This is a genomic window from Mesorhizobium sp. WSM4844 (assembly GCF_055811775.1).
In genome coordinates, this window is record NZ_JBVVQB010000033.1 from 1 (window position 1) to 12,653 (window position 12,653).

The 12,653-nt window shown below is 65.9% G+C and carries 12 protein-coding genes; 4 read left to right on the forward strand and 8 right to left on the reverse strand.

Going from position 1 to position 12,653, the window contains the following annotated elements:
- Positions 1-101 precede the first annotated feature (101 nt).
- The 4 genes from AC0L2A_RS22995 to AC0L2A_RS23010 are packed head-to-tail and all read right to left on the reverse strand — an operon-like array spanning position 102 to position 6,933.
- On the reverse strand, positions 102-2,189 hold the full coding sequence (locus AC0L2A_RS22995; RefSeq protein WP_473610798.1) for a hypothetical protein: 2,088 nt from the start codon (positions 2,187-2,189) through the stop codon (positions 102-104).
- Positions 2,190-2,192: 3 nt separating this feature from the next.
- Positions 2,193-5,018 carry a DUF4159 domain-containing protein gene (locus AC0L2A_RS23000; protein ID WP_473610799.1) on the reverse strand — a complete coding sequence of 942 codons (2,826 nt, stop codon included), beginning with the start codon at positions 5,016-5,018 and terminating at the stop codon, positions 2,193-2,195.
- Entirely contained in the window at positions 5,015-5,929 is a 915-nt protein-coding gene (locus AC0L2A_RS23005) for a DUF58 domain-containing protein (protein WP_023799950.1), read from the reverse strand. Before AC0L2A_RS23005 ends, AC0L2A_RS23000 begins: the two co-directional genes overlap by 4 nt.
- Positions 5,929-6,933 carry an AAA family ATPase gene (locus AC0L2A_RS23010; RefSeq protein ID WP_023799949.1) on the reverse strand — a complete coding sequence of 335 codons (1,005 nt, stop codon included), beginning with the start codon at positions 6,931-6,933 and terminating at the stop codon, positions 5,929-5,931. Before AC0L2A_RS23010 ends, AC0L2A_RS23005 begins: the two co-directional genes overlap by 1 nt.
- A gap of 182 nt (positions 6,934-7,115) precedes the next feature.
- On the opposite strand from AC0L2A_RS23010, the gene AC0L2A_RS23015 reads away from it, so the two are divergent.
- From AC0L2A_RS23015 to AC0L2A_RS23025, 3 genes are all read left to right on the forward strand, one after another.
- A complete protein-coding gene (locus tag AC0L2A_RS23015) occupies positions 7,116-7,709 on the forward strand; it encodes a DUF1285 domain-containing protein (RefSeq protein ID WP_473610800.1) in 594 nt (197 codons plus the stop codon).
- Positions 7,710-7,786: 77 nt separating this feature from the next.
- Entirely contained in the window at positions 7,787-8,419 is a 633-nt protein-coding gene (locus AC0L2A_RS23020; protein ID WP_473610802.1) for a CoA pyrophosphatase, read from the forward strand.
- 8 nt (positions 8,420-8,427) lie between these two features.
- Positions 8,428-9,684, forward strand: a complete 1,257-nt coding sequence (locus AC0L2A_RS23025; RefSeq protein WP_473610803.1) for a CCA tRNA nucleotidyltransferase — start codon at positions 8,428-8,430, stop codon at positions 9,682-9,684.
- Positions 9,685-9,835: 151 nt separating this feature from the next.
- Here the strand turns inward: AC0L2A_RS23025 and AC0L2A_RS23030 are convergent, their stop codons facing one another.
- The 3 genes from AC0L2A_RS23030 to hemF all read right to left on the reverse strand — a co-directional run bounded on the left by AC0L2A_RS23030 (position 9,836) and on the right by hemF (position 11,690).
- The gene (locus tag AC0L2A_RS23030) at positions 9,836-10,021 is read right to left on the reverse strand and encodes a DUF1059 domain-containing protein (RefSeq protein ID WP_023799945.1); all 186 of its coding nucleotides are present in this window, start codon (positions 10,019-10,021) and stop codon (positions 9,836-9,838) included.
- A 247-nt stretch (positions 10,022-10,268) separates the two neighbouring features.
- Complete coding sequence (locus AC0L2A_RS23035) at positions 10,269-10,529, reverse strand: DUF1344 domain-containing protein (RefSeq protein ID WP_473610804.1); 261 nt, start codon at positions 10,527-10,529, stop codon at positions 10,269-10,271.
- A 246-nt stretch (positions 10,530-10,775) separates the two neighbouring features.
- Positions 10,776-11,690: an oxygen-dependent coproporphyrinogen oxidase gene (hemF, locus tag AC0L2A_RS23040; protein WP_027151031.1), complete on the reverse strand. Its 915-nt coding sequence runs from the start codon at positions 11,688-11,690 to the stop codon at positions 10,776-10,778.
- Between the two features lie 107 nt (positions 11,691-11,797).
- Here hemF and AC0L2A_RS23045 point away from each other — a divergent pair, with 107 nt between their 5' ends.
- Positions 11,798-12,055, forward strand: a complete 258-nt coding sequence (locus tag AC0L2A_RS23045; protein WP_006202578.1) for a hypothetical protein — start codon at positions 11,798-11,800, stop codon at positions 12,053-12,055.
- On the opposite strand, the gene soxR is transcribed toward AC0L2A_RS23045, so the two are convergent.
- Positions 12,052-12,498, reverse strand: a complete 447-nt coding sequence (gene soxR / locus AC0L2A_RS23050) for a redox-sensitive transcriptional activator SoxR (RefSeq protein ID WP_023799942.1) — start codon at positions 12,496-12,498, stop codon at positions 12,052-12,054. The two genes, AC0L2A_RS23045 and soxR, sit on opposite strands and share 4 nt — an antisense overlap.
- Positions 12,499-12,653: the final 155 nt, after the last annotated feature.

Here is a 12,653-nt window from a genome sequence, read left to right on the forward strand (position 1 = left end):
CCAGCTTGGCAGCGACGGCACTCCGTTCAGCACCCCTCAACCGTCTTGGCGCTGCGCGCCAATCCCCTTCTCCCACAAGGGGAGAAGGGGAAGGCGCGTCGCTAACGCCCCTCGCGGTACCACATCGAGCCCAATGCCAGAAGCAGCAGGCCGAGGCCGAGGAACCCGCCGAACAGCGGCACGCGCGAGACGGCCTTCAGCACGCTGTCGTCGGTGGTGCGCAGGCCGATCCAGTCGTTGCCGGCCGCCGCACCCGTGGAGCGGACCGGGACGACCGACGGCAGCGTCACGCCGCTTGTGAGATTGCCAAGGGTGGACGATTGCGCCAGCCGGCGCACGCTGCCGCCGGTGGCCTCGGCCGGGGCTCTCAGCCGGTTCTCGGTGGAGACGACGTCGGTGAATTCCGGTGCGTTGACCGGGCCGACATGGGCAAGCGCTTTCAGGTCGCCATTGCCGACCTGATAGAGGCCGATCTCGCTGGTCTCGATGCTGCCCAGGAAGACGCCGGGTTCGGCTCTCTCGAGCTTGACGGTCATCGCCTTGCCGGACGGGGTGATGATCTGCGCCGGGCCGGGATCGTCGCTCATCGTCTGGCGGCGGATTTCCAGCATCATGCCGCGGCCGTCGGCAGTCAGCCGCTCCTCCTCGAGTTCGGGCTCCTTCATCAGCCAGTGGGCGATGCGGCGATAGAGCTGGACATGCGGGCCGCCGCCCTCGAAGCCGCGCGCCCACAGCCAGCCCTGGTCGGATAAAAACATGCCGACGCGGCCTTCACCCTTGCGGTCGAGCAGCAGCAGCGGACGGTCGTCGGCGCCCTTCATCACCGCCTCGCCTCCGGGGTTCTCGACGCCGATGGTGCGGAACCAGCGGCTCCAGTGCGGCGGCTCGGTGGCGGAGCCGTCAAGCCCGCGCGTCACCGGATGGCGCTGGCCGAGCTCGGTGAGGCGCGGATAAAAGGCCTTTTCGACGACTTCGCCGGTCGGCATCGCCGGCAGCGCCGACATCAAAGGCGTGCGAGCGATGGAACTTTCGCCGGCATATTCGGGTCCTGCCGCGATCAGCAGCGCGCCGCCCTTTTCAACATATTCGGCGATGTAGTCGTAATAGAGGACCGGCAGCACGTCGCGGTGCTGGTAGCGGTCGAAGATGATCAGGTCGAAATCCTTGATCTTCTCGACGAACAGTTCGCGCGTCGGGAAGGCGATCAGCGACAATTCGTTGATCGGCGTGCCGTCCTGCTTTTCCGGCGGCCGCAGAATGGTGAAGTGGACCAGATCGACCGAGGCGTCGGATTTCAGAAGGTTGCGCCAGGTGCGTTCGCCGGCATGCGGTTCGCCGGAGACCAGCAGCACGCGCAAATTCTCGCGGATGCCGTCGATCAGCGCGATGGCGCGGTTGTTGGTGTCGGTGAGTTCGTCGGGCTCGGGATCGATGGCGAGCTCGACGATGTTGCGGCCGGCGCCGGGAATGGTCACCTGCAGCGGCATAGCCTGGCCGATGGTGGCGCGCTCGACCGAAACCTGCTCGCCATTGACCGAGACGCGCACATCGACCGAGCCGGCCTCGTTGTTGGTGCCGATGACGCGATAGGTCATTTCGAGAGGCTTGCCGACCAGACCGAAGCGCGGCGCATTCTCGAAGCGGATGCGGCGATCCTTTTCCTGGTCGTTGCCGGTGATCAGCGCGTGCAGCGGGGCGTTGAAGTCGGGCGTGCCGCCCGGGGCGTCATGCACCTCGCCGTCGGTGATCATGATCGCGCCGCCGATGCGCGAAGGCGGCACGTCGCGGAAAGCGCTCTCAAGCGCCCCGAAAAGCCGCGTTTCGGTGCGCTCCTCGGCGGCTTCCGACTTGCCGGCCTCGACGACGCGGATGTCGAACTGCTTGAAGCGGCCGAGGCGCTGCTGAAGCCCGGCCAGCGCCTCGTCGGTCTGCCTGGTGCGCTCGCCAATGTCCTGGCTCTGGCTGCGGTCGACGACGACGGCGACGACGCTTTTCAGCGCCTCGCGCTCTTCGTCGAGCAACACCGGGTTGAGCAGGGCCGCAGTCAGCGCCAGCAGGGCGGCAAAACGGAAGACCGCGCCGCGCTGGCGGAACCACAGGCCGACCAATGCCAGCAGCAACAGCGGCGCCAGCACCAGGCCGAGCAGCGGCCAGGAGATGAGCGGTTCGAAGGCGAGCGACAAGTTCATGGCTTACTGCCCCAGCCGTTCGAGCAGCACCGGCACATGCACCTGATCGGATTTGTAGTTGCCGGTCAGCATGTACATCATGATGTTGACGCCGGCGCGCAGCGCATAAATGCGCTGCATCGGATCCGACGGCACGGTCGGCAAAAGCGGGTCGCCATTCTCGTCGACCGCCCAGGCGCCGGCGAAATCATTGGCGGTGATCATGATCGGCGAGACGCCGTCGCCGGTGCGTACCGGGCGGTTCTCGGTGTTGCTGGCTTCGAGCGACGCCGCGACCCAGAGCGGGCCACCGGCGAAGCGTCCGGGAAACTCAGGCAGGATGTAAAAGGATTTGGTCAGCACATGGTCCGACGGCACCGGCTCGAGCGCCGGCACGTTGAGGTTGCCGAGGATGTCGCGCAGCCGCTCCGTCGCCGGGCTGGCCTGCTCCGCGCCGATGCCGGTGGCGAACTGGTCGCGCGTGTCGAACAGCACCGTGCCGCCCTGCTGCATATAGGCGTCGACGCGGGCGATCGCGGCCTGGCTCGGCATCGGCGCGGCAGGATCGATCGGCCAATAGATCAGCGGATAGAAGGCAAGCTGGTCCTTCGAGATATCGACGCTGGCCGGCGCCCCCGGCTCGAGCGCGGTCTTCTCGATCAGGAAGCGGGTCAGGCCCTCCAGCCCGGCCTGGCTGATCGAATCGACGCTCCGGTCGCCGGTCTGCACATAGCCGATCCGGGTTTTCGAAATGTCCTCGATCGCCCGCTCATCACCGGGTTTGGCATCGTCGGCGCGGGCGATGTCGGTGTGGCCGACCAGGGCGCCGAGCGTAATCAGCAGGGCGGCGGTGGTTGCGGCGGCCGTGCCGGCGCGGCGCGGCCGGCGCGATAACAGGCCGCCCATCCAGAACACCGCCAGCGTATCAAGGACCATCAGCAGGAGAGCTGCCGCCACCAGCGGGCCCTTCAAATTGTGCGATTCGTCGAAAGCGTACTGGACGGTGGTGACCGGCACGGTGATCTGAGGACGGACCAGCGGCGCCAAGCGGCTTTCGGCATTGAGCAGATTGTGAGCGATGACGCCGGTGTCGGAGCCATACAGGCCGGGCGGATTCTCGAACGTCACCGGCAGCGGGCCGGCACCCGGCACCAGCGGCCGTGCATCCGGCGTCGGCGGCACCAGCGTGCCATCGGCTGATATCATGCGGTAGGGCGCCAGCGAGGCGGCGGCGGCTTCGGCATTGGCGACCGCCGCACCCTGGTTGCGTGACAGTTGCACGATGCGGCGCAGCATCTCGACGAAGCTGCCGGAGATCGGCAGGTTCGACCAGGTCGCCTCCGGCGTGACATGGAACAGGACGAGCGTGCCTTTGCCCTTCTTCATACCGGTCACCAGCGGCGTGCCGTCGGCAAGCGTGGCCCAGCTGCGCTCGACGATATCGGGCGTCGGCTCGGCCAGCACCTGCCTGGTGACGGTGACCTCGGCCGGCGGAGCGAGATCGGCGAAGGGGCCGGTCTTCGGAAAATCGGTGACCGGCTGCGGCGTCGTCCACGACAGCGCGCCGCCGAGCGAGCGCTCGCCGGTGCGCAGCCTGACCGGCAGCAGGTCGTCGTCATTGCCGGCGGCGACCAGCCGCGAGCCGGCAAATCGCACCAGCGTGCCGCCATTGTCGACCCAGTCGACCAGCCTTTGCCGCACCTGCTGCGGAATGGTGCCGACATCGGCCATGACGATCATCGCCGGCTTCTGGTCGAGGAGCTGCGGGATGGCGTCGGCAAGGTCGGCGCTCGACGGCTCGGCCAGATCGGCGAAGGGCTGCAGCGCGCGGCGGATGTAGTACAGCGGCGACAGAAGCGGCTGCGCCTGGTCGGCTTCGGCCTGCGACAGCAGTCCGACGCGGCGGCGCTTGGAACTCTCGTCGAGCACGCGGACGGCGCCGGCCTGCCGCTGACCGTCGAGCGCGATCGAGGCGAAGTCGTTGCGCAGCTCGAACGGCACCGCCATCGTGCCGGTGGCGGTGGATTCGCCCGGCGAGAAGGTCAGCGTGGCGTCGGCGATGCGGCGGCCCTTGTCGTCGAAGGCGCCGGCGGTCACCTGAGCCGGCGCCGGATCGCCCGGCGCGCGGATGGCGGTCAGCTCGAAGCCGTCCACCTGGTTGTCGGCGCCAGTCAGGCCGATCAGGCCAGGCCGGTCGGAGGCGGCCCAGACGACACGGGCGGCGTTCTTCGACAGAAGCGTGTTGAAGGCGGCCTCGTCGCCTTCCGCCGCCAGACCGTCGGCGAGCACGGCGACGCTGGCGCCCGGCAAGCTCTCCAGGGTTGTCGCGACGCGGGCATAGACGGCCGGGCGGTCGGTCGGGATCGGCTGCGGCTTTGCCGCGCGCAGCCGGTCGAGCGCGGTGGCGGCGTCGAACGGGCCGATCTCGGCATTCGGTTTTTCGGCGGTGAAGGCGATGATGACAGGCACGTCGTTGGAGCTGGCATCGGTGATCAGCCGTTCGGCAGTGGCGACGCGCTGACCCCAGTCGGCGGCACTTGCCCAGTCATTGTCGATGACCAACGCAAGAGCGGTGCCCTCGGCCGGCAGTCTCTCACGCGGGTTGAAGACAGGTTCGGCCAGCGCCGCAACGATAAGGGCCGCCATCAGCAGCCTGAGCAGCGTCAGCCACCACGGGCTCTGTTGCGGCGTCTCCACGCGCTTCAGCACGCGGGCCAGGATCTTCAGCGGCGGGAAGACCTCAGTCTGCGGCTTGGGCGGGGTAAACCGCAAAAGCCACCAGATCACCGGCAGGGCCAGAAGGCCCCACAGCACCATCGGCGTTCCGAAGGAGAGCGGCAGCCAGCTCATGCGCGGATCCTCCCGGCTGAGCTGCCATCGACGGTCATCGCCATGTGGACACGCACCAGCGCATCGGAGGCGAGGCGGTCGGTGTGGTTGACGGTAAAGCTCCAGCCGAGGCGCTTGCACCAGTCGGTCAGTTCCTGGCGGCGGGCGATGTAAAGCAGTCGGTAGTCATCGCCCAGCGTTTCGGCGCGGCCCGCGGTCAGCTTGTCGCCGGTCTCGGGATCGGTGAATTCGGTGCGGCCGGCATAGGGGAATCTCTCCTCGGCCGGGTCGGCGACCTCGATCAGATGGGCACGCACGCCGTGGCGGGCGAGCACGTCAAGCCAGGCGATGGTGTCCTCGACCGGATCGAGGAAGTCGCTGACGATGACGATGTCGCAGAAGCGGCGGATGGCGGACAGGTCGGGCTTTGCCGGCAATTCGCCGGCATGGCTGAGTTGTGCTGCGATCCGCTCGGCGCCGTTGCGGGCGGTGAACGGATCGGTCAGCCCGGGCCAGGCGATGCGCTCGCCGCTGCGCGACAGAAGCTCGGCCATGGCCAGCGCCAGCACCAGCGCGCGGGACTCCTTCGAGACGGTGGCGCCGGTCGATTTGTAGAGCATGGAAGGCGAGGGATCTGCCCACAGCCACACCGTATGGGCGGCCTCCCATTCGCGGTCTCGCACATAGATGTGGTCGTCGCGGGCCGAGCGGCGCCAGTCGATGCGCGAGGAGTCGCCCTCGACATAGGGCCGGAACTGCCAGAAATTCTCGCCGATGCCGCGCTTGCGGCGGCCGTGCCAGCCGGCGATCACCGTGTTGACGATGCGACGCGCCTCGACTAGCAGGTCCGGCACCAGGGATGCCCGCAACCGGCCGCGGGCGAGCGCGTCACGCGTTGCCGCCGGAGCCTGGGCCTCGCCTATACGCGCCATCAGATGCCTTTTGCCAGTTTCGCCACCACGTCACGCACGGTCGTGCCCTCGGCACGGGCGGCAAAGGTCAGCGCCATGCGGTGCTGCAGCACCGGCTCGGCCAGCGCTCTGATGTCGTCGATCGACGGCGCCAGCCGTCCGTCATAAAGGGCGCGGGCGCGGGCGCACAGTGTCAGCGACTGGCTGGCGCGGGGGCCCGGGCCCCAGGCGACGTGCTTGTCGGTCTCGGCATTGCCCTGGCCGGGGCGCGCCGAGCGCACCAACTGGAGGATCGCCTCGACGACGCTTTCCGGTACCGGCATGCGGCGAATGAGGGTCTGGATCTCCTTCAGCCGCGCCGGCTGCAACACGTTCTGCGCCTTGGCGTCCTCAATGCCGGTGGTTTCCAGGAGGATGCGGCGCTCCGCCTCGATTTCCGGATAGAGGATGTCGACTTGCATCAGGAAACGATCAAGCTGCGCCTCGGGCAGCGGATAGGTGCCCTCCTGCTCCAACGGGTTCTGCGTCGCCAGCACGTGGAAGGGCGCCGGCAGGTCATGGCGGACACCGGCAATGGTGACGTGGTATTCCTGCATCGCCTGCAGCAGCGCCGACTGGGTGCGCGGCGAGGCGCGGTTGATCTCGTCGGCCATCAGCAGTTGCGCGAAGATCGGCCCGGAGATGAAGCGGAACGAGCGCTTGCCGAATTCGTCCTGCTCCATCACCTCGGAGCCGAGAATATCGGACGGCATCAGGTCGGGCGTGAACTGGATGCGGCGGGAATCGAGGCCGAGCACGATACCCAGCGTCTCGACCAGCTTGGTCTTGGCGAGGCCGGGCACGCCGACCAGCAGCGCATGGCCGCCTGCGAGCAGCGCCACCAGCGTGCGTTCGACAACGCTTTCCTGGCCGAAGATGACGCGGCCGACGCCCTCGCGAACCCTGGAAATGTCGGCCAGCGCCGTCTCGGCCAGGGCGATCATGTCCTCTTCGCTGATCGGGCTTTCCTTGATCATCACGCTCATGCAGCATCGATCCTTCTCGTTGGAAATACCGGCTTGCAGCTTCGACGCCACAGAGTGCCGCGATTCGGCCTCGCGTGGCGCCTGTCTTTGAACTTAAATCACTGACTTAGGCTGACAAGCGGAACAACAGTGACTATTTCGTGACCATGACAGAACGCGCCGACGATCGTGAAGGAAGTTTGATGGCAGCGACCGAGGCGCGCGGACTGGAGGCGCTGATCTCGCGTGCCGCCCGCGCGGGCAAAGGGCCGGCGCCGGTGGAGCGTTGGAATCCGGCCTTTTGCGGCGATCTCGACATGGAGATCAGGCAGGACGGCACCTGGTTCTACCAGGGCACGCCGATCGGCCGCATGCCGCTGGTGCAGCTGTTTTCCTCCGTGCTGCGCAAGGACGAAGACGGCAGGACCTACCTGGTGACGCCGGTGGAAAGGGTCGGCATCCGCGTCGTCGACGCGCCCTTCATAGCCGTCGAGATGGATGTTTGCGGCACCGGCGATGGCCGGGTCATCACCTTTCGTACCAATGTCGGCGATGTGGTCGAGGCCGGGCCGGAGCATCCGCTGCGCTTTGTCGACGAGGAGGTAACCGGCGGCCTGAAACCCTATGTTCTGGTGCGCGGACGGCTGGAGGCGCTGGTGGCGCGGCCGGTCATGTATGAATTGGTCGAGCATGGCGAGGAGATCGAGGTCGGCGGCCGAAGGATGTTTGCGGTCCGCTCGAAGGGTGCGGTCTATCCGATCATGCCGGCGGAAAAGCTGCAGCGGCTGAGCGCATGAGAGGGCGACGCCAAATGGACCGGGGCCAAATGGACCAGGGCCAAAATGAACCGGGGCATGATGGACCAGGTGACACTATGGACCAAGTGACGCCGGCGCCGTTTTCGGCCGAGGATTTTCGCGCCCGCGTCGCGGCGCAGCCGCTGGCGCATGCCGCCGACGATTATGGTGACCATCGCTTCAACCCGGGACATCCGCGTTTGAAGCTCGCAAAGGCGCTGCGCGATGCAGCCGTGCTGATCCCGGTGGTCGATCACGGACGCGATGCCACGGTTCTGCTGACCAAGCGGGCGGAAAAGCTGCGCAGCCATTCGGGGCAGGTGGCCTTTCCCGGAGGCACGATCGATCCTACCGATCCGAGCCCGGAGGCGGCGGCATTGCGCGAGACATTCGAGGAGATCGGGCTTGGCCGGGACCTGGTCGAGATCATCGGCCGCATGCCCGATTACGTCTCCGGCAGCGGCTACCGGATCGCCCCGGTGCTGGGAATAGTGCGGCCGGACTTTTCACTGACGCTGAATTCCGAGGAGGTCGACGCCGCCTTCGAAGTGCCGCTGCGCTTTCTGATGGACCCGGCCAACCACGGCCGCGACAGCCGCATGTGGAACGATCTCGAATGGGTCTTCTACGAAATGCCCTATGAGGGACAACGCATCTGGGGCGTCACCGCGGGCATCATCCGCACGCTCTATGAAAGGCTCTATACGTGAGCGGCCGGATGTCGCTCGCGGGCAAGGCCGACTGGCTCGGGGAACGGCATTTGCAGCGCCTGCTTGCGGCGCTCGCGGATGGCGGCGAGGAGGCGCGCGTCGCCGGCGGTGCGGTGCGCAATGCGCTCATCGGCCAGCCGGTTGCCGACATCGATATCGCCACCACGACCGTGCCTGACGAGACCATCCGCCGCGCCGAGGCGGCAGGCTTCAAGGCCGTGCCGACCGGCATCGAGCACGGCACCGTCACGATTGTCGCCGGCGGCAAGCCGTTCGAGGTGACCACGCTGCGCGCCGACATCGAAACCGACGGTCGGCGGGCAAAAGTGTCGTTCGAACGCGACTGGAAAGCCGATGCGGAACGGCGCGATTTCACCATCAACGCGCTCTATGCCGAGGCCGACGGTACGATCGTCGACCTGGTCGGCGGCATTGCCGATATCGAGGCGCGCCGGCTGCGCTTCATCGGCGATCCGGAGGCGCGCATCCGCGAGGATTATCTGCGCATCCTGCGCTTTTTCCGCTTCTTCGCCTGGTATGGCGACGGCCGGCCGGATGCCGAAGGGCTGAAGGCTTGCGCCCGGCTCAAGGAGGGGCTTGGCCAACTCTCGGTCGAGCGCGTCTGGTCCGAACTGAAGAAGCTGCTGTCGGCCCCCGATCCATCGCGCGCCTTGCTGTGGATGCGCCAGGCGGGCGTGCTCACCAGCGTTCTGCCGGAGAGCGAGAAATGGGGCATCGATGCGATCCATGCGCTGACCAGGGCCGAGAAGGATCTCGGCTGGGCGCCGGACCCGCTGCTCAGGCTGGAAGCGATCGTGCCACCGGACGCAGCGCGGATGAAGACGCTCGCCGAGCGGTTGAGGTTCTCCGTCAGCGACGCCGGTCGCCTCAGGCAGTGGGCGCTGACAGCGCCCGTCGGGCCGAAGACGACCGAAGCGGAACTCGCAAAACGGCTCTATCGCGGCGATCGTCAGGGCCTTGTCGATCGCTTGCGGCTGTCGCTCGCTTCCGCTCGAGCCCGCGCCGTCGAGGACAACGACGCGCTGCTCGAAGCCGGCGGCTTCTCGCGGCTGCTGGCCTTTGCCGAAAAATGGAAAAAGCCCGGCTTTCCGCTCAAGGGCGCCGATCTGACGAGGCTTGGCGCGTCGCCCGGGCCGAAACTCGGCGCAACCCTGAAGAACCTCGAAAACGAGTGGATCGAGTCCGGCTTTGCGCTGGATCGCGGCGCACTTCTCGAGCGCGCCGCAGAAGCACTCGAAAGTTAGAGACCGTTTGGAAACTCTACTCTGGCGGCCATCTGATGGCGTTTTCTGCGCTTCCGGTGCTCACGGACCCAAATGTCCGCTGCGCTCCGGTTCTCGAAGCCACCACCATATGACTCGCCAGAGCGAATTTCGAAACAGTCTCTTAGGCAAATCAGGCCGCGTCGCGAGCCTTTTCGATGCGCGAACGGATCGCTTCGATCATCGTCTCGCGAATGATCGTCTCGCCATGCGTCTCACGCATATGCTCGACGGCACGACGCATGATCTCGGCTTCCTCGTCGGCGCGCGTATGCCAGTCACAACCCGGAACCAGCGAGCCGCAGTGGAATTCCTTCATCGGATTTCTCCCTTTTCCTCCTCGAAGCGCCGCATCTGCTCTGACACGGAAGCTCCAGCACCTGTGATCGACGCATGATCCCTGTCGGAAACCGGTTCGGTTTTCGGGTCATGCGCTGGCCGAACCAGCATAACACGATCGGATGGTTTTGGTTGCTGCAGAGACCGAAAAAGGCGGAGCATCGCTGCTCCGCCATCTTGACGCTACCCCGGAGGCAAGACCTCGTCTTGCTCCCGCGGGCAGGCCATCACTTCACGATCCTGACTGCCTCGGCGATTTTGTGCTTGCCGTTCATGTCCCACGAAACGCGGACCTTTTCGCCGGCCTTCAGGCCAGGATTTTTGAAGGCCTTGGGCAGCGTAAAGGTAGATCCGTTATCCAGAACAAGGCTCATCGCCGTTCCATCGTAAGTCTTGATCGTGCCCGTGGTGTGCTTGACCGCTGCGAAGGCAGCGCCACCAGAGGCAAGAACGGCAGCAGCCGCAACCGACATAATAAGCTTGCACATGGCATGCTCTCCTGGAAAATGAGGGCACCATTTTGGGAAGGTGTCCTACTTAATCATGGGCCGTCCAGTCGCGTCGGGTCGCGGTTCCAGGGAGGCGAGAACCGCCGGCGTTTCCCGGCCCGTAACGAAAATAGTCTTGCTTTTTCAAATGGATATTAGACGAAAAAGATATTCTGCGCGCCACATTCGCCGCCAGAATCCTGCGATTTGGACCCGATTGCGACTCACGTCCAACTCACCGAGATTTTACGGCCATTTCACCTCTGGAGGCAGGCTGGACAGGATCGCGGCAACGTTGCCGCCGGTCTTCAGCCCGAAGATGGTGCCGCGATCGTGAAGCAAGTTGAATTCGACATAGCGGCCGCGGCGAATGAGCTGTTCTTCGCGGTCGCCGTCGGTCCAGTTGTCGTTGAAATTGGCCCGCACCAGATGCCCGTAGACGACGAGAAAAGTGCGCCCGACATCCTGGACGAAGTTGAAATCGGCGTTCCAGCCGCCTCTGTCCTCGTCCGAATGCAGCCAGTCGAAGAAGATGCCGCCGGTGCCGCGCGGTTCGTTGCGGTGCGGCAGATAGAAATACTCGTCGCACCAGGCCTTGAATTTCGCGTGGTCGGCGACGCCAGCGTGCTTCTCGCAGGCAAATTGCATCGCGCGGTGGAAGGCGACCGTGTCCGGGTCCTCCTGGCTGCGGCGACGGTCGAGCACCGGCGTCAGGTCGGCGCCGCCGCCGAACCATTGGCGCGAGGTGACGACCATGCGCGTGTTCATGTGCACCGCCGGCACGTTGGGGTTCCACGGATGGGCGATCAGCGAAATGCCGCTCGCCCAGAAGCGCGGGTCTTCCTCGGCGCCCGGCATCTGCTTCCTGAACTCCGGCGAGAACTCGCCATAGACCGTCGAGGTGTGGACGCCGACCTTCTCGAAGACGCGGCCGCGCATCATCGACATGGTGCCGCCGCCGCCCTTGCCGGCGTCGCGCTGCCACGGCGTCTTTTCGAAGCGGCCGGGCGACCATGAGGCCTGCGGCCCCTGCAGGTCCTGCTCGATCTGCTCGAAGGCGGCGCAGATGCGCTCGCGCAGCGTCTCGAACCACAGCCGCGCCTTCATCTTCTTCTGCTCGATGTCGGCCGGCAGCCCCGCCGGTATTTCGGGTCGTTGCAAATGCTGTCTCCGGTTGTGGGGAGCGTACCCCGACAAATGACTCGTCTTTTCCGGCCGCGATCCCTAATCTCTTAGGTGCAAGGGTCAAGTGTGAATGGAGTTCTTTCGTGCGCACTCCGGCAAGACCGCCGCTGGATGGCCTGAAGAAGAGGCTCGACCGTTCGCGCGCCGAGCGCGAGCGCATGCCGCGCGACGGGTTTTTGCGCGAGACCTTCGTCCTGCCGCGCTCCGATGCGCGGCTCAAGGCGAAGGAGTGGTTCGAGCGCTTTCCCAAGCAGGCCTACTGGACCGAGATCGAAAGCTGGTTCGAGCGGCCGGGCGACGTCATCGAATTCACCATCAGGCGATTGCCGGCGGCGGATTAGCGAGCGACCAACAACCGCCTTGCGCCCGGGCCTTGGGCGCTCAGCCGGTCTTCCTTGTTGCGCAGCGGGCACTTGTCGATCGACATGCAGCCGCAGCCGATGCAATCGGTCAGCCCGTCGCGCAGCTTCTTCAACTGGGCAATCTTGCGATCGAGCTGGTCGCGCCAGGCGGTTGAAAGCACATTCCAGTCCCCGCGCGTCGGCGTGCGGCCTTCAGGCAGCGATGCCAATGCCTCGCCGATCTCGGCCAGCGAGATGCCGACCTCCTGTGCCACCTTGATGATCGCCACCCGCCGCAGCACGTCGCGGCCGTAGCGCCGCTGGTTGCCTGATGTGCGGTGGCTGCGGATCAATCCGCGCGCCTCGTAGAAATGCAGCGCCGACACTGCCACCCCGCTGCGCGTGGCCACCTGGCCGACCGTCAATTCCGTCACCGCAGCCATTTGAATTTTCCGCTTGACCTCAAGTTAAGTTGAGCTTGTAACGAAGAAACCCTTGATATGCAAACCGCAGGAGAAGGCGATGTGCGCCTGGGTGAGAATGACAAGCACCGGTGCGGTCGTCGGCGAGAAAGCCGCCATAATCGCTGCACCCGCTG